Below are 16975 nucleotides of genomic sequence, written 5' to 3'. Positions count from 1 at the left end.
GCAATGGGGATTAAGGTCGCTTTTCAGCCAATACGAATCGGTTGCCGGGTCGGGCCAGTCCAAGGTTTTCCCGCAGGGTCCGGCCTTCGTATTCGCGGCGAAACAACCCGCGCCTTTGCAGTTCGGGAACCACCTGTTGGGCGAAGTCTTCCAGCCCACCGGGCAGGTGCGGGACCAACACATTGAAACCGTCCGCCGCTTGGTTTTCGAACCAGTTCTGCAACTCGTCAGCAATCTGCTCCGGCGTGCCGATCAGGCTGTAATGCCCACGACCGCCAGCGATCCTGCGGCCCAACTGCGCCAAACTGAGGTTTTCCGTGCCGGCCAGCGCCGTCAGCAGCTTCTGTCGGCTCTGCTGGCCGGTCTCTGTCAGCGGCAGCTCAGGCACCGGACCGTCCGGCGGGTAACCGGATAAATCGAAGTTGCCGAGCATGCGTCCCAGCAGGGCGATGCCCACCTCAGGTTCGACCAGCGCCTGGAGTGCCTCGTACTTTTCCCAGGCTTGCGCTTGCGTCTGACCAACCACGACAAAAAACCCCGGCATGATTTTCAGCGAATCGGGGCTGCGGCCGAAGGCTGCCAGGCGGCCCTTCAAATCGGCATAGAACGCCTGGGCATCAGTCAATGAGGTTTGCGCGGTGAACACCACTTCAGCGGTTTGCGCAGCCAACTCGCGACCGGTTTGAGATGCGCCAGCCTGGACGACGACCGGTTGGCCTTGGGGAGAGCGGGCGACGTTCAGCGGGCCTTTGACCTTGAAGAATTCGCCCTGGTGATCCAGCACATGCTGTTTGTCCGGGTCGAAGTACTGGCCCGAAATCTTGTCGCGGATGAAAGCGTCATCCTCCCAGCTGTCCCAGAGGCCGGTGACGACCTGGTGGAATTCCCGGGCGCGCTGGTAGCGCTCGGCGTGGCCGATGTGTTCGTCGCGGCCGAAGTTTGCAGCTTCCGCAGCCGCGTCGGAGGTCACCAGGTTCCAGCCGGCACGACCGCCGGACAGATGATCCAGGGAAGCGAACTTGCGCGCCACGTGGTAGGGCTCGTTGTAGCTGGTGGTGGCGGTGGCGATCAGGCCGATGTGTTCAGTGACCGCGCTCAGGGCCGAGAGCAAAGTCAATGGCTCAAAGTGATCCGAGCGCGCCATGCGGCTGGCTGCTTCACCGGTTGGCGCGGCGACGCTGTCGGCGACAAACAGGGCATCGAACCTGGCCGCTTCGGCGATCCGGGCCAGATGTTTGTAGTGCTGGAAATCCAGCCCGGCGTCGGCCGGAACCTGCGGATGGCGCCAGGCCGCAACGTGGTGCCCGGTGGCCATCAGAAAAGCCCCCAGTTTCAGTTGGCGGGGTGCGTGGGTCATAGCCAGTTCCTTGGGTCAATGGTGGGAGCACGCAACGGCTCAAAAATCCTTGCGCAGTTGCACACCGAAATAGCGCTCGTCATCCCGGGGCACGGCGCGGTAGATGTAGCTGCCACCGCTTGCCAGCAGCGGCGAATAGGACTTGTCGGCGAGATTCTTGCCCAGCAGTGCCACGCGCCAGCCTTCGTTGTAGTCGGCCAGGGCAATGCTGGCGTTCCAGATGCCATAGGCGCCCTGTTTGGTGTCTGCGTTCTGGCTGATGTCGTACTGCACCTCGCTCTGCCAGCTGTAGTCGGTCCCCAGTTCGATATCCAGGCCGTTGTCCAGCGGGATGCTGTAGTCGGCACGCACGTAGCTTTTCCAGTCCGGGCTGTATGGCAGCGGTTTGCCGTTGACGTTGCAGGTCGCGGCGGCGCCCGGCGGGCAGGCAAACTCATCGATGCGGGCGCGGGTATAGGCCAGGGCGCCGGAGAGCTTCAGTTGGCGAGTGGCCTGCAAGGTGTAATCGAGTTCGACGCCTTCGGTGCTGACGCTGCCGGCGTTGATCAAGCGGGTCACGACCTGGCCGGCGACGGTGTCGAAAAAATTCGCCTGGTAGTTGTCGTAGTCGCTGTGGAACACCGCCAGGTTGGTGGTCAGGCGGTTGTTCCAGGAGGTGGCCTTGATGCCGGCTTCCCAGGTATTGGAGGTTTCCGGTTTCAGCGCCTCGGTATCCCGTGGCTGCATGTTGAAGAACACGTTGTACGCAGGGCCTTTGTAGCCACGCGAGTAAGTCAGGTAGGTGGTGACCGCGTCGCTCAGGTCGTACTGCACACCGAGACGGCCGGACCAGCCATCTTCATCCACTGATCCGGAACTGCTGGTATTGGGCTGGATACCGCTGACCGTGGTCGCAGAGGTGGAAACCCGGCGGTGGCCGTATTCCAGATCGTCGTGGGTCCAGCGCAAACCGGCGATGCCACGAAAGTCCGAGGTGAAATTCAGCGTGGTTTCGCCAAACACCGCGTAGCTGTCGCTGGTGGTGCTGTAGTCGGCGATGCCGCGATTGACGGCGGTGGAGGTGGTCAACGTGCGGCGGTAGGTTTCCTCATCCTTGCCGTGCATGTAGAACAGACCGCCTACGTATTCCAGGAACTGGCCCTTGGGCGAGGCCAGGCGCAGTTCCTGGGAGTATTGGTTGTAATCCAGCTCACCCTTGTCGGCGGTGCCGGGGAAGGCGGCAGTGACAGTGCCGAGACGGTCGCCGTCCTGGTATTGGGTGTTGTCCCAGCCGCGCCAGGCCGTGATGGACGTGAGGGTGTAGTCGCCCAGGTTCCAGTCGAGCTGGCCGGACAAGCCCTTGTTGACGTCTTCCACATGGCTGCGGGTGTCGGTGTTGATGTCACGGTTATCGCTGCTGGCGCGCACCGGGTTCAAGGCAATGCCGAAGGCCGGGGTGAGCGCCTTGCTGACCACACCGTTGGGCGCATCGTCATGGGACTGCATGTAGTCGGCGGCGAGGGTGAAGGTCACGTCGTCGTTGGGCGTGAACGCCAACTTGCCGCGCACGCCCTTGCGGTTGTAGCCGTTGACTTCGTGGCCGTTGTGTTCGTTGTCGACGTTGCCATCGTAGCTGCCGAACAGGGTGGTCACCGAACCGCTCAGGGTGTCTGGAATCAGGCTGCCGCCGAGGCCGAAGCGGGTACGGCTTTCATTGCCGCTGTAATAGGACTGGTCGATGTAGCCATGGGTCTCGGCGCTGGGCGCCTTGGTCACGATGTTCAGCACGCCGGCCGAAGCGTTCTTGCCGAACAGGGTGCCCTGGGGGCCGCGCAGCACTTCGATGCGCTCCAGGTCGAGAAGATCGAGGGTCGCCTGGCCAGGACGGCCGTAGACCACGCCGTCGATCACCGTCGCCACGGTCGGCTCGACGCCGGGGGAAGTGGAAATGGTCCCGACCCCGCGAACGAACAGCGAGGTGTCTTTGTTCGACGCGCCGGTACGGAAATTCAGGGACGGCACCTGTTGGACGATACTGGCGACGCCGTTGCGGTTGTCGCGCTCCAACTGTTCGCCGTCCACCACCGAAACCGCCACCGGGACTTTCTGCAGGGATTCTTCGCGGCGGGTGGCCGTGACGGTGACGGCCTCCAGGGCCACGGGCCGGTCCTGGTCGCTTGCGCTGCTGTCTGCCGCAAAGGCGTAGGGCAATGGGAGCGCTGTAAGCCCAGCCAGTAACAGGCCCATCCGCTGTTGGCGTGCAATGGCCGTGCGTATCGAACGCGCCAGTTTTTGTTGTTGCCCAAGAATGTAATGCATCGTTGTGCCTGCTCGGAATTTGCCCTGAACCGCCGTTGACCCGTTGGTCGCGGCGCCTTGGATTTGTCTTGGGCATTCGCTCGAGCGAGTAGCAGACAACGCGCTTCGGTAGCGCTAACATCGACAGTATTGAAAATCCATAGATAGACCGTCAAATACTTAAAAATTACTTTTATATGTGTTTTAGGTATTAAAAAGGAGCGCCAGTTGAGTATTGAAAAGCCCCCCGGACGTAAACGCCGCGGTGCCGGACGCGTGACGTTGAACACGGTGGCCAAGCACGCCGGTGTGTCTGCCATCACGGTCTCGCGCTACTTCAATCAGCCGGAGCAGGTCTCGCCCGAGCGCCGTGAACGGATCGCGGCGGCGGTCAATGCGCTGGGTTACGTGCCGAACCTGGTGGCCGGCGGGCTGGCGTCGGCGCGGGGCAGGATCGTGGCGATGGTCATCCCGAACATCTCCGGCCCGATCTTCGCCAACACGATCCAGGGCTTCAGCGACACCCTAAGCCAGCACGGTTATCAGTTGCTGTTGGCATCGAGTTATTTCTCCCTGGAACAGGAAGAAAACGCGGTTCGGGCGTTCCTTGGCTGGTCACCGGCGGCGCTGGTCCTGACCAGCCACTTCCACAGCGCCGGTACCGAAAAAATGATTGCCGAGGCAGACATCCCAGTGATCGAGACCTGGGATTACCAACCCGAACGCGAGCCGGTGCAGATCGGTTTTTCCCACTATGAAGTCGGTGTAACCGCCGTTCGCTATCTGCACGGCAAGGGTTATCGACGTATCGCTTTTGTGCAGAACAGCGTGGCCGGGGACCTCAGCGCCCAGGAGCGCTGCGACGGGTATGCCGCGACGGTGCGGGCGCTGGAGCTGGAGCCGTGGGTGTTCACGCCGGATGCCGGGCGGGCACCGTTCGAAGCAGGCAAGCAAGCCATGGATGCATTGATGAGCGAGGCCCGGCGTCCCGACGCGATCATTTTCGCCAACGACAACCTCGCCGCCGGTGGCTTGCTGGCCGGGCAACGGGCCGGGCTGAAGATCCCAGGGGACTGCGCGGTGTTTGGCTTTGGCGATTATCCCTTTGCCGAAATGCTGTTGCCGAGCCTGAGCACCATCAAGCCTCCGGCATTGGAAATCGGCGTCCTGGCCGCCACGCGGGTACTGGAGAGCCTGGGCCGCCTGCCGGTAGAGGATGAGGTCTCGCGACTGAACCTGCTGACATGTCGGTTGATCGAGCGCGAGAGCGCGTAAAACAGGGTTATATGCACAAATTGCATATTTGGATAATCAAATATTCTTTTAAGAAATAATGGCTTTCATTGATGATCGGTTTCGTGATTTGCCCAGCGTCGAAACGCACAGGGTAGCGCTCGATATCAATCCGAAGCTTTACAGGAGTAAGTACATGGGCAATGTCCAGAGCGCCAAGGGTGCATTCGAGGTGTTCCGGCACCCGGCGCCTATCGGCGAGCTGCTCGACCTTGGCCGGGTCTTTCGTGAACCCCTTGGGTCGTCACGGTTGCACACCACCCCCAAACGCGTGCTGACTCGCCGGGAAGGCGTGTTGCTGGGCGTGTTCGCGTTGGTGTTGCACGGCGCGGTGATTGTCTGGGTCAATCAGGCGCCGGCACCGGTGCTGCCCGTGGTGCCGCCGGAAATCCCGCCGATGACCATCGAGTTCTCCCAGCCCGCGCCGCCTGTGGTGGAACCTGTGCCGCCCGAGCCGATCCCGCAGCCTGTGGTTGAACCACCGCCACCGGTGGAGGATGAGTTGGCCGTCAAGCCACCGCCCCCCAAACCGATTCCAAAACCCAAGCCGGTAGTCAAGCCCGTGCCCAAACCGGTCGCCAAGCCTGTGGAGCAACCGCCCGTAGCCCCTGCGCCAGTGCAACCGGTTGCCGCGCCTGCGCCTCCCGCACCACCTGCGCCGAAACCGGTGAGCCCGCCATCGGCCAGCGCCGGCTACCTGAAAAACCCGGCGCCTGAATACCCCTCGCTGGCGATGCGTCGAGGCTGGGAAGGCACGGTGTTGTTGCGGGTTCACGTTTTGGCCAGTGGCAAGCCTGGGGAAATCCAGATCCAGAAGAGCAGTGGCCGCGATCAACTCGATGACGCCGCCCTGGCAGCGGTCAAGCGCTGGAGTTTCGTCCCGGCCAAGCAAGGCGACGTCGCCCTGGACGGGTGGGTCAGCGTACCCATCGACTTCAAGATCAAGTAACTCGACTTAACCGATAGACCGCGGGCCACCTGACAAAAGGCGCATCGCTACAACTGATCCGAATGCCTTGTTGGAGAGCCTGACCATGAACCTGATTGCATCACCTTTCGAATCCATCGAACACGCCGTCATCTGGCTGTTGATCGTCTTTTCCGTCGCGACCTGGGGGCTGGCCTTGCTCAAGGGCCTGCAGTTCAGCCGTCTCAAGATCCAGGACCGCAAGTTCCACAAGCAATTCTGGGCCGCTTCCAGCCTCGATTCCGCCGCCGAGCTGACGCACAGCCAACCGGGCGCGGCGGCTCGGGTAGCACTGGCCGGTTACGCGGCGATCCAGGTGCCGGAAAGCACCCATGCCGCAGACCTGAGTCAGGCGATCAATCACCAGGATCGTCTCGAGCGCGCTTTGCGCCAGCAGATCGTGCGCGAGCGGCGTGCCTTGGAAAGTGGCTTGGCGATTCTCGCGAGCATCGGTAGTACGTCGCCCTTCATCGGTCTGTTCGGCACCGTCTGGGGCATCATGTCGGCACTCAAAGGCATCAGCGCCGCCGGCTCGGCGAGCCTGGAAACCGTGGCCGGCCCGATCGGCGCCGCCCTGGTCGCCACCGGCGTCGGGATTGCCGTCGCGGTGCCGGCGGTGCTGGTGTACAACTATTTTCTGCGTCGCCTGAAGCTGACCGCCGCTGACCTGGACGACTTCGCCCACGACTTCTACAGCCTGGCGCAGAAAAACGCCTTCCGCGTGTTGCAGCACCCGGCCCTGAACAAGTCCGGCGTGACGGTCACCGGCCAGAAAGTCAAGGAGGCGTCCTGAGATGGCCTTCTCCACACAAGACAGCGATGAAGTGCTCAGCGAGATCAACGTCACGCCTCTGGTGGACGTCATGTTGGTCCTGTTGGTGGTGTTCATCGTCACCGCGCCGCTGCTGACCAACGCCATCCCGATCAACCTGCCGAAGACCGAGGCGGTGGCGCCGGTGGAACAGAAGGATCCGCTGGTGGTGAGCATTGATGACAAGGGCAAGGTGTTCATCAACAAGGACGAGATCCAGGCGGACCTGCTTGAATCCAACTTGCAGGCGGCCAAAGGCAAGAACCCTGATCTGCGGGTGCAACTGCAGGCGGACAACGGGGTGAACTACGGCGAAGTGGCCCGGGCCATGGCTTCTATCGAGCGGGCGGGGATTACCAAGTTGTCGGTGATCACGGCGAAATAGAGGCCCGCGCCCGGAACATCGCGAGGATATCGAACGCGATCCCACTCGTGAGGCCCCTGTTTCACGAGTGCTCGGCTACAGGTGAACATCAGCAACAAAGCTGGGCGCCCTGTGCAATCGCGGACCACCAGCGGTCTGGCGCCTCGGTGTGAGTTTGGGCTGCGCTCGCTGATCGACGGCCTCGGCCGCCGCAATCTGCTGAGCGTTGCAACAACCGCGCGCCACCCTTGAGCCGGGCGCCGCGTCATGGACGGAGCGGCATGTAGCGTTCGCAAAGCAGCGAGTTCAGTCGGCTGGGCGAGGCCAGGTTCATGCCAGGAGATATCCTTGGCCCAGCCTCCTGGCATCACATAAATGCGTAGGAGTAGTTAATGTAGAAACGGGTTTGATCGGTATCTGCCCCGCCCTGTGAACCAGGGATGTTCGTACGCAGGTTCGCGCGCCGTAAGGTAAATCCCAGGCCTTTGAGGGTGCCTGTCGGGACGGTGTAATCGAAACGATAATCGCGCTCCCATTCCTTGTACTCGCTACCGGAGCCATTGGCATCCTTGATATCACGGCCGCTAATGTAGCTGATGGCTGCTTTGAGGCCAGGTATACCTTGCTTTGAGAAGTCGTAGGAATACTGACCGAAAGACGTGTCTTCACCTGCTCGCGAAAACTGCCCGATCATGAGGTCTGTGAACAGATAAAAGCTTGAACCTCCTTCGCCTTCCGGCCGCCCACGGCCGTCTCTGATGCTGCCATTGTTGACCCAGACAAAGCCCCCGTCATCATTGATTCGTTGCCGTCCGAGCATGAATGAGTGTCCCCCCAGCGCATAGGTGAACATTGCCGACCACGTTTTATTGTCGACTTCGCCGGGCTTGCGTGCATAACCATTATTGTTGTTGAAGCGATAGGCGCTGTCGCCGTTTTTACCGTCCGAGGTACTGTCGAAGTATCTCAAGTCGACCTTGAAACTTTGGTCGTCACCGAGGGGTTTGAGGTAGATCGCGCCAAGGAAGTTTTGCTTATAGTAATCCTCAAGCTTTGCATAGTAGTACTGCAGCGTCAGGTCCTTGGCGGCTTTCCAATCCGCGCCGCCATAGATGAAGCTGTCCGATCCCTTTGTCCCGCCATTGGCAGCCAGGCCGGCGGAGTTGCTCGACGCTCGGCTTGTGCCGCGGGTGATTCGTCCCGCATTCACCGTGACATTCTCGATGTCTTTGGATGAGAACATCGCGCCTTCGAATGTCTGTGGAAGCAGCCGGCCGTCGTTCGTGACAATGACGGGGACATTGGGGGCGAGGTTGCTGCCCGCTCGCATTTCCGTTTGGGATATTTTTGCCTTCAGCGACGCTCCGAATCGGGTCCAGTTGTGAACAGGCGTTCCGTCGGTGGAGACAGGACTCACGGTGTTGACCGTTGAACTCGAGTGGTTGTCAATGCCGCCTCCCAGCGTGATGCCGGTGAGGGCCTGGGCGTCTATCCCGAATCCAACCGGCCCGGATGTATAACCTGAGATCGCATCCAGTTTGAAACCTTGAACCGTCTGTCGCTGGTCTGAACCGCCGTCGCGGTTGTCACCTTCAAAATATAGCGTGCGGGCGTTGAGCGTCACTTTACTGTCTTCCAGAAAATCCGCGCAGGCGGGTGTGACCACCATAGGCAGCCCCAGTAGCGTGGCGAGACTGATGGCGATGTTTAGAGCGTTGCGATGAACCATTTCTGCTTTCCTATGGCTGTCCCTCAATCACATACCTGTCAAACTCGTGTTGGTATGAAATACCCACCGTCAGAATCAAGAGATGACCCATCACGTGGCATGTGGTGAAAGGAGTTGTAGTTGTTTGGAGCACGACGGCTATTGCAGGAAAAAAAAAGCCCCTAAACCTAGGGGCCACGTAAAAACGTTCAAAGAGGAGCGACCCATTAAGGGACGCTGAGTGGATGGTATCCGGCCCAATGTCCATCCATAAGTGACGGGATCCGTAAATCAGTTAACAGTTTTTATTAATAATCGGTTGTTGGTGTTTTGTATTATCGTGTCGTCCAGTTTTTGCTCAAGTTGGGAAATTGATGGACACGTTCAATCTCATGACGATTTTCATCGCTATTGCTGATCGAGGTAGCTTCACTGGCGCAGCCGACACGCTTGGGACGTCAGTGGCCAACGTCTCCCGGGCGATGGCTCAGCTTGAGACACACCTGAAAGCAAAACTGGTGAATCGCACGACGCGTAAGCTTTCCCTGACCGAAGCGGGGATGAGGTATCTGGCTAAATGTGAAGCGGTCATCGACCTGGTGAGGGATGCGGAGCAGGAGGCGGGGAGTGCGCAGAACCACCCAAGCGGTCGGATAAAGGTGCACGCGATGACAAGCATCGGTCATCACTTCGTTATCCGTGCCGCTGTGCAGTATAAGAAGTCGTTCCCTGACGTGACATTCAACATCATGCTTGCGAACCGTATCCCTGATCTCGTCAGTGAGGGTTTCGACATTTCTGTTGTCATCGCCAGTGAGTTATCGGACTCAGGATTGATTTCTCAGAAGCTCGGGGACACCTACAGCGTGGTTTGTGCGTCGCCTGAATACGTGCAGCTACATGGAGCAGTTCAAACCCCAGCAGACCTCAAGCATCATGACTGCCTGAGAATTGTCAGCGACGTGTCTGAGTTGCACAACTGGCGCTTTCACGGGCCAAATGGTGAAGAAGCGGTGACGATTCGTAATGCAGCCTTGGACATCAATACTGCGGATGGCCTGATCGCTGCTATTAACCTTGGGATGGGGGTGGGGGTATTACCGATTTATACTGCCAACCCAGGCTTGAGGAACGGTTCTCTGGTCAGACTGCTTCCAGAATACAAGCTGCAAGAGCTGTCTGTATTCGCGGTCTATCCATCTCGACAATACTTGGATGCGAAGATCAGGACATGGGTCGAGCTGTTGAAAAAGATGATACCGGAGATCCTGTCAGACCAAGATGGTCACTGTAGGACACTTTGAGGAATGAGGATATGAGCGAAATCATTAATGAAGAACTGCTGCGATTGAAGCGAATGCGATCGCCTACTTGACTGCGTTCAATCGCGCAGGCGAACGCCGCCATACTGGCGACGTATGCGGATGACGGTGTGCTGATGGCGCCCGGCATGCCGGCAGCAGTAGGCAAGGAGGAACTCGCCATCGTCTACCCTGGCGTCTTCGAAACAATCGGCTTCGCCATGACTTATGGAATCAAGGAGGTTGTGCAGATCAGCGCCGGCTGGGCCTTTGTCCGGAGTGCCACCGAGGGCACTGAAACGATCAAGTCAACTGGTGTCGTCACGTCCGCGGCGTATCAGGAGCTGTTCCTGCTCCGTAAGTCGGCTGCCGGAGCCTGGCAGACGGCACGCTACTGCACGTCCAAGATCGGTCCTACGATCTGAGCAGCCTATTGACCGAACACTGCCTACGCTAAAGATTCTCCAGAGTGGCCTGCAATGCACCCTGGAGCGAACCCATCACCATGTCATGCAACAGCTTGCGTCGAGCCTCTTGGTTGACCTGGAGTTCTGCCACCCAGGCCGGCAACTGATTGAGCAGGGAAACGACGCCGCTCAAAGCTGCGCGTCGGGCAACGCTAGTGGGCTTGCCGGTGAGCTGTTCAATGGTGTGAATCAGATACTCCTCATAACGCCTGCGTAGGGACAGGATCAAGCCTTGCTGCTCTTCGTTCAGGCAGTGAAGGTCGTACTCTGCCAGCCGAAAGTGCGCGCCCATGCGTTCATGGAGCAACAGGTGCGCTTCCAACAGGCTACGCAGCCGCACTTCAGGCGCCGTTTTGCGCCGGGTCACCCGACCGGCGCCGTCGAGCAACTGTTCGTAGAGCTCTTCTATCAGCTCGAACAGCAGCGTTTCCTTGCTCTCGATATGGTTGTAGATGGACCCCGGCTTGATCCCCATGCCAGTGGCCAGGTCCCGCATGCCGACCCGACTGAAACCATGCCGGGCGAACAGTTCGAGGGCTTTTAACCGGGTTTCCACAAAACGTGATTGGCGTTCTGCGTCGACGGAGATCGTCATGACGGGACGCGAGCTGACGCCACGATGCGTGACTGATTGGGGGAGGGTCATGAAATCAACTCCTTCAGCAGTGCAGGGGCCCTACCTGTAGCGGGGCGATTTTTGCTTTACCGCTGGAAACGACCGGTTTTCAAATGCTCAAGGAATTTGGTCCGCGTCATACCTGAAACTGCCTCAACAGTTGATTGAGTCGCGCGGCCATTTGGCCCAGGTCCTGGCTGGCCTCGGTGGTCCGGTCTGCGGCGATGGCATTTTCGTGGGCCAGGGACGCTGCACGGGTGACGTTCCGGTTGATATCGTCGACCACGTGCGCCTGCTCCAGCGTTGCACTGGCAATTGAGGTATTGAGTTCGGTGAGGTTGCGCAGGGTGCCGAGTATCTGATTCAGGGTCTCGCCGGTTTGGCGGGCCTGTTCTACGGTCAACTGTGCTGCTTGACTGCTGGCATTGATGACATTGACCGCCGCTTGTGAATTACCTTGCAGGCGCTCGATCATGCCTTTGATTTGCGCAATGGATTGCTGGGTGCGCTGGGCCAGCAGGCGCACTTCGTCTGCCACCACGGCAAAACCCCGGCCCTGTTCGCCTGCGCGAGCCGCTTCAATGGCGGCGTTGAGCGCCAGCAGGTTGGTTTGTTCGGCGATGGCTCTGATCACTTCCAGCACGCCGCCGATCTGGGTGCTTTCCTGGGCCAAGCCCTGGATTACGTGGACCGCCTGCTCGATCGTCTCGGACAACTGATCGATCCGCTGCACGCTGTTCCCAATGTTTTGTTGCCCCTGTCGTGCCTGGTCATCGGCTTGGCGTACCTCATTGGCGGCGTGCTCAGCGTTCCTCGCCACTTCCTGTACGACGTAGGAAACTTGATGAATGGCGGTGGCCACCAGCTCCATCTGCTCGGACTGTTGTTGACTGTGACGCTGACTGTCACTGGCAATTTCACCCAGCGATTGCGAGGCATTTTCCAAGCGGTTGGCGGTTTGTTTGGATTGGTCGATGACGGTCCGCAGCTTATGGATGAACGCGTTGAAATGACTGCCCAGCGCGGTCAGCTCGTCGCGCCAGTGGTTGTCGAGCTTGCGGGTCAGGTCTGCCTCGCCGCTGGCGATGTTCTGCATGGCATCCACCGCTTGTGTCAGTGGTGAAGCGATGCTGCGGGCGATGAGCAGGATCAGTGCGCCCAGTAGCAAGGCGATTATCACTAGGGTGACCAGGGCCTGGGTCAGTTGGCGGTGGAACTCCTCCTGTACATCGTCAACATAGATTCCTGAGCCGACGATCCAGCCCCAGGGTTTGAACAGTTCGACATAGGACACTTTTTCAATCGGGGTCTCGCTATTGGGCCTGGCCCAGCGATAACGCACTAGCCCGGAGCCATCGCGCTTTGCCACGGTAACCATCTCGTCGAACAGCGCCTTGCCGTCAGGATCGAGCGTGCCGGCCATGCGCTTGCCTTCGAGCTTGGCGTTGGGGTGCAGGATCAGGCGGGTATCAAGGTCTTCGAGCCAGAAGTATTCCCCGCGGTCATAGCGCAAGTCGCGTATCACCGAGCTGGCCTGCTGCTGCGCTTGTTCACGACTCAGACCCTGGCTTTCCAGGCTCTGGAAATGGCGCAGGATGCCACCGACCGTCTCGACCACATGGCGGGTTTTCAGCTCCTTCGCCGCGTACAGGTCGTCACGGTTCTGCTTGAGCATCAGGCCGGCAAGCATCAGTAGCATCAGCAGAGACATCAGCAGGATCAACCACAAGCGGCGGCTGATGGGAATATTGCGCAGGCCGAGCATGGGCAGCTCCACAAAAAGGGCAGGATAAAAAGGGCAGCCGGACGCAGCGGGCGCGTCCGGCAGGGGCTCAGAGTGCGTAGCGGGCCAGCTCGCGGGCGATCAGCAGTCGCTGGACTTCGCTGGTGCCTTCGTAGATCTGGGTGATGCGCGCATCGCGGTAATAACGCTCGACCGGGTAGTCCTCCAGATAGCCGTAGCCGCCATGAATCTGAATCGCGCTGGAGCACACGCGCTCGGCCATTTCCGAGGCGAACAGCTTGGCCTGGGACGCTTGCGAAAGGCACGGTTGTCCTGCGCTTTTCAAGCGCGCAGCATGCAGGACCATAAGGCGGGCAGCGTTGAGCCGGGTGTGCATGTCGGCCAACAGGTTGGCGATGCTTTGGTGCTCGACGATCGGCTTGTCGAACTGGACGCGTTCCCGGGCATAGCCGAGCGCGGCCTCGAAGGCGGCGCGAGCGATGCCCAGGGCCTGGGCGGCAATGCCTATCCGACCGCCTTCCAGGTTGGACAAGGCGATTGCCAGGCCTTTGCCGCGTTCGCCCAGCAGATTGGCCTCCGGAATCGCGCAGTTGCTCAGGGTCACTGCACAGGTGTCGGAAGCCTTGATACCCATCTTATGTTCACGGCGGTCGACCACGAAACCCGGGTTGTCAGTGGGCACCAGGAAAGCCGAGAGGCCCTTTTTACCCAGTTCCGGATCGGTGACCGCGAAAACGATCGCCAGTTGGGCGCGCTCGCCATTGCTGACGAATTGCTTGGCGCCGTTAAGCACCCATTGTCCGTCGCGCAGTTCGGCGCGGGTGCGCAGGTTGTGTGCCTCGGTGCCGGCCTGTGGCTCGGTCAGGCAGAAACAGCCGATCGCCTGGCCACTGGCGAGCGCCGGCAGCCATTGGTCTTGCTGTGCCTCGCTGCCGTACTTCAGCAGTGGACCACAGCCCACCGAGTTGTGGATGCTCATCAGCGCACCGAGGGCGCCGTCGCCGGCCGAGATCTCCTCCACCGCCAAGGCATAGGCCACGTAGTCGGTATAACTGCCGCCCCAGGTGTCCGGGACGACCATGCCGAGCAGGCCCAGCTCGCCCATTTGCGCCACCACGTGGTCATCGATCCATCCGGCCTTTTCCCAGGCCTGGGCGTGGGGTGCGACCTCGCTGCGGGCGAAGTCGCGCGCCATGTCGCGGATCATGCGTTGCTCTTCGGTCAGTTCGATATCGTGCATTGCACTGTCTCCTGTTGGGTCAGGCGGTACGAAGGGGCTTGCCGGAGACCGGGCGAAAGTTGCTGAAAAACGATTGCACCCGTGGCGGCGCCAGTTCATCCAGGGTCGGTGGGTTCCAGATCGGCGTCTTGTCCTTGTCGATGATCAAGGCGCGGACCCCCTCCATCAGGTCTCCTTTGTCGAACCATTGATAATCCAGGTACAGCTCCTGAGCGAAACAGTCGGCCAGGCTCAGGTAGCGCCCGCGACGAAGCAGTTCCAGGGTCACGGCCATTGCCAGCGGCGATCGGCTGTCGATCAGGCTGACTGTCTGCTCGGCCCAATCGCGCAGTTCGGGACGTTGTTCGCGCAGCAGGGCCGCGTGGATGGCTGGCACATCCGGCAGGGAAAAGTATTCGTCGATCACCTGCCGATAGGCCTTGAGTTCCGACCCGGCGATGCGTTCGGTAGCCATGCCACCGAGCAGGTCCTGGAGGTCCTGTTCAGGTGTGCTGCTCCAGTTCAACTGATCGAGCCGGGTATCCAGTTCAGCCAGCCGTTCGCTGGGCAGACAATAATCGGCCAGTTGCGCGTAGAGCGCGTCGGCGGCGCGTACTTGGCAGCCGGTCACACCCAGATAAATCCCCAGTTCACCCGGAAGCCGCGGCAGGAAATAACTGCCGCCAACGTCCGGGAAAAAGCCGATGCCGACTTCCGGCATACCCATCCGCGTGCGCTCGGTGATGACTCGTAGCGAGGCCGCCTGGGCCAGTCCCATGCCGCCGCCCAGGACGAACCCATCCAACAGCGCCAGTACCGGTTTAGGGTAGCGATGCAGATAGTGATCGAGGGCGTATTCTTGCTCGAAAAACCGTTCGTGCAGGTTGTGGCCGGCCTTGTGGCTGTCGTACAACATCCGGATATCACCGCCGGCACAGAAGGCTTTTTCGCCGGCACCGCGCAGGGTCACCGCAACGATCTGCGGGTCGCTTTCCCACGCCTGTAGGTGTTGGTGCAGCAAGTCCACCGTGGGCAGGTCCAGGGTGTTCAATGCGCCGGGTCGGTTCAACGTCAGGTGGCCGATGCGATTGCTCACACGAGCCAGTACCGGTGCCTGTTGCTCGCTCATGCTCATGACTCCCCGCGGAACATTTTGATGATCGCGGAGAAATCCAGGCTGCCTTTGCCTTGCAGGCTGAAGGTTTGGTAGAGCTGCTGGGCGACGGCGCCGAGCACCACTGGCTGGCGCGCCTGCCTGGCGGCTTCGGTGGCGAGGCCCAGATCCTTGAGCATCAGGTCGGTGCCAAAGCCGCCACTGTAGCCGCGGGAGGCCGGAGTGTTTTCCATCACCCCGGGGAACGGGTTATTGATCATCGAACTCCAGCAGCGCCCGGTGGAGGAATTGATTACCCCTGCCAGTACCTTGGCGTCCATGCCCAGTGCCACACCCAGGGCCATCGCTTCAGCGACCCCGACCATCGAGATGCCCAACAGCATGTTGTTGGCGATCTTGGCCACCTGACCGTTGCCCGCCGCACCGCAGTGCACGATGTTCTGGCCCATCACCGAGAGGACCGGCAGGGCTTGGTCGTACACGCCGACCGGGCCGCCAACCATAAACGTCAAGGTGCCTGCCGCTGCGCCACCGGTGCCGCCGGAGACCGGTGCGTCGAGCATCGGGTTGCCCTGGGCAAGGGCGAACCTGGCGACCTCGCGGGCGGTCAGCGGATCGATGGTCGAACTGTCGATCAACAGGACGCCCTGGTCGACATTGGCGAGTAGCCCATCCTTGCCGCGATAGACCTGCTTCACATGGTCGGCGGTCGGCAACATGGTGATGATTACTTCAACCTTGGCGCTTGCCACGGCGGCCGGTGAGTCGGCTGGGCTGGCGCCGCCCTCCACCAGGGCGGCGACTGCCTGCGGGAACGGATCGAAGACAGTCAGGCGGTGGCCGGCCTTGAGCAGGTTGCGAGCCATGGGGCCACCCATATTGCCGAGGCCGAGAAATCCGATATGCATGATGGCTACCTTTTGCGAGTGGGGTTCAGTGGTGCAGGAAATTTGGCACGCGCTTGTCGACGAAGGCTTGCATGCCTTCCTTTTGGTCGTGGCTGGCAAACAGCGAATGGAACAGCCGGCGCTCGAAACGTACGCCTTCGGTGAGGCTGATTTCTTCGGCGCGGTTGACGCATTCCTTGATCATCATGGCTGCTGGCAGCGACTTGCCGGCAATGCCGCGGGCGACTTCCAGGGTTCGTTCCAGCAACTCTGCAACGGGGAAAACACGGGCCACCAGATTGGCGCGCTCAGCTTCCTCGGCACTGAGCTGGCGACCCGTCAGGCACATCTCCATGGCCTTGGATTTGCCCACGGTGCGGCTCAGGCGCTGGGTGCCACCGATGCCGGGGATCACACCCAGGTTCAGCTCCGGCAGGCCGAAGCGGGCGTTATCGGCGGCATAGATGAAGTCGCACATCAGTGCCAGCTCGCAGCCGCCGCCCAACGCATAGCCAGCCACTGCAGCAATAATTGGCTTGCGCCGGGCGCCGATGCGGTCGGCGGCGGCAAAGAAATCGTCCAGATAGATCTGCGGATAACTCAGCGCGGCCATTTCTTTGATGTCGGCACCGGCGGCAAAGGCCTTGGTCGATCCGGTGATGACCAGGCAGCCGACTTCAGGGTCGGCCTCCAGGCGATCAAGGGCCTGGTTCAGCTCGGCGATCAATTGGCTGTTCAGTGCGTTGAGCGCCTGTGGCCGGTTGAGGGTGATCAGGCCCACGCGCTGTTGCACATCGACCAGTAGAGTCTGGTATTCCATCTTTAAGCTCCTGACTGGCCGGCGCTTGAC

15 protein-coding genes are annotated in these 16975 nt (G+C 60.5%); 6 read left to right on the top strand and 9 right to left on the bottom strand.

What is annotated here, in order from left to right; all coding sequences use genetic code 11:
- Positions 1-10: 10 nt before the first annotated feature.
- Both RGM2987_RS27060 and RGM2987_RS27055 read right to left on the bottom strand, forming a co-directional pair.
- On the bottom strand, positions 11-1357 hold the full coding sequence (locus tag RGM2987_RS27060; protein ID WP_245145978.1) for an LLM class flavin-dependent oxidoreductase: 1347 nt from the start codon (positions 1355-1357) through the stop codon (positions 11-13).
- Positions 1358-1396: 39 nt separating this feature from the next.
- A complete protein-coding gene (locus tag RGM2987_RS27055) occupies positions 1397-3655 on the bottom strand; it encodes a TonB-dependent receptor (RefSeq protein ID WP_245145976.1) in 2259 nt (752 codons plus the stop codon).
- A 207-nt stretch (positions 3656-3862) separates the two neighbouring features.
- On the opposite strand from RGM2987_RS27055, the gene RGM2987_RS27050 reads away from it, so the two are divergent.
- From RGM2987_RS27050 to RGM2987_RS27035, 4 genes are all read left to right on the top strand, one after another.
- Positions 3863-4909 (top strand): LacI family DNA-binding transcriptional regulator, encoded by a 1047-nt coding sequence (locus RGM2987_RS27050; RefSeq protein ID WP_245145975.1) that lies wholly within the window; start codon positions 3863-3865, stop codon positions 4907-4909.
- 154 nt (positions 4910-5063) lie between these two features.
- Positions 5064-5876: an energy transducer TonB gene (locus RGM2987_RS27045; protein WP_245145972.1), complete on the top strand. Its 813-nt coding sequence runs from the start codon at positions 5064-5066 to the stop codon at positions 5874-5876.
- Between the two features lie 85 nt (positions 5877-5961).
- Positions 5962-6687 carry a MotA/TolQ/ExbB proton channel family protein gene (locus tag RGM2987_RS27040; protein WP_245145970.1) on the top strand — a complete coding sequence of 242 codons (726 nt, stop codon included), beginning with the start codon at positions 5962-5964 and terminating at the stop codon, positions 6685-6687.
- 1 nt (position 6688) lies between these two features.
- Positions 6689-7090, top strand: coding sequence for a biopolymer transporter ExbD (locus RGM2987_RS27035; protein WP_245145969.1), 402 nt, complete (start codon positions 6689-6691; stop codon positions 7088-7090).
- Positions 7091-7436: 346 nt separating this feature from the next.
- Here the strand turns inward: RGM2987_RS27035 and RGM2987_RS27030 are convergent, their stop codons facing one another.
- Positions 7437-8738 carry an OprD family outer membrane porin gene (locus RGM2987_RS27030; protein WP_245146167.1) on the bottom strand — a complete coding sequence of 434 codons (1302 nt, stop codon included), beginning with the start codon at positions 8736-8738 and terminating at the stop codon, positions 7437-7439.
- A 413-nt stretch (positions 8739-9151) separates the two neighbouring features.
- On the opposite strand from RGM2987_RS27030, the gene RGM2987_RS27025 reads away from it, so the two are divergent.
- Complete coding sequence (locus RGM2987_RS27025; RefSeq protein ID WP_245145967.1) at positions 9152-10081, top strand: LysR family transcriptional regulator; 930 nt, start codon at positions 9152-9154, stop codon at positions 10079-10081.
- 146 nt (positions 10082-10227) lie between these two features.
- Entirely contained in the window at positions 10228-10503 is a 276-nt protein-coding gene (locus RGM2987_RS27020) for a hypothetical protein (RefSeq protein WP_245145965.1), read from the top strand.
- A 28-nt stretch (positions 10504-10531) separates the two neighbouring features.
- Here RGM2987_RS27020 and RGM2987_RS27015 read toward each other — a convergent pair whose 3' ends face one another.
- The 6 genes from RGM2987_RS27015 to RGM2987_RS26990 form a co-directional block, all read right to left on the bottom strand.
- Positions 10532-11191 carry a TetR/AcrR family transcriptional regulator gene (locus RGM2987_RS27015; protein ID WP_245145963.1) on the bottom strand — a complete coding sequence of 220 codons (660 nt, stop codon included), beginning with the start codon at positions 11189-11191 and terminating at the stop codon, positions 10532-10534.
- 106 nt (positions 11192-11297) lie between these two features.
- Positions 11298-12926, bottom strand: coding sequence for a methyl-accepting chemotaxis protein (locus RGM2987_RS27010; RefSeq protein ID WP_245145961.1), 1629 nt, complete (start codon positions 12924-12926; stop codon positions 11298-11300).
- A gap of 67 nt (positions 12927-12993) precedes the next feature.
- Positions 12994-14145, bottom strand: coding sequence for an acyl-CoA dehydrogenase family protein (locus RGM2987_RS27005; protein WP_245145959.1), 1152 nt, complete (start codon positions 14143-14145; stop codon positions 12994-12996).
- A gap of 19 nt (positions 14146-14164) precedes the next feature.
- On the bottom strand, positions 14165-15253 hold the full coding sequence (locus RGM2987_RS27000; protein ID WP_245145957.1) for an enoyl-CoA hydratase/isomerase family protein: 1089 nt from the start codon (positions 15251-15253) through the stop codon (positions 14165-14167).
- Positions 15254-15255: 2 nt separating this feature from the next.
- Positions 15256-16146 (bottom strand): 3-hydroxyisobutyrate dehydrogenase, encoded by an 891-nt coding sequence (mmsB, locus tag RGM2987_RS26995; protein WP_245145955.1) that lies wholly within the window; start codon positions 16144-16146, stop codon positions 15256-15258.
- A 25-nt stretch (positions 16147-16171) separates the two neighbouring features.
- On the bottom strand, positions 16172-16945 hold the full coding sequence (locus RGM2987_RS26990) for an enoyl-CoA hydratase (protein WP_245145953.1): 774 nt from the start codon (positions 16943-16945) through the stop codon (positions 16172-16174).
- Positions 16946-16975 lie beyond the last annotated feature (30 nt).

The sequence above is a fragment of the Pseudomonas sp. RGM2987 genome (assembly GCF_022952855.1).
Classification (GTDB): Bacteria; Pseudomonadota; Gammaproteobacteria; order Pseudomonadales; family Pseudomonadaceae; genus Aquipseudomonas.
The sequence above is the reverse complement of the archived record's forward strand: the minus strand, read 5'-3'. Positions and strand labels throughout refer to the sequence as shown.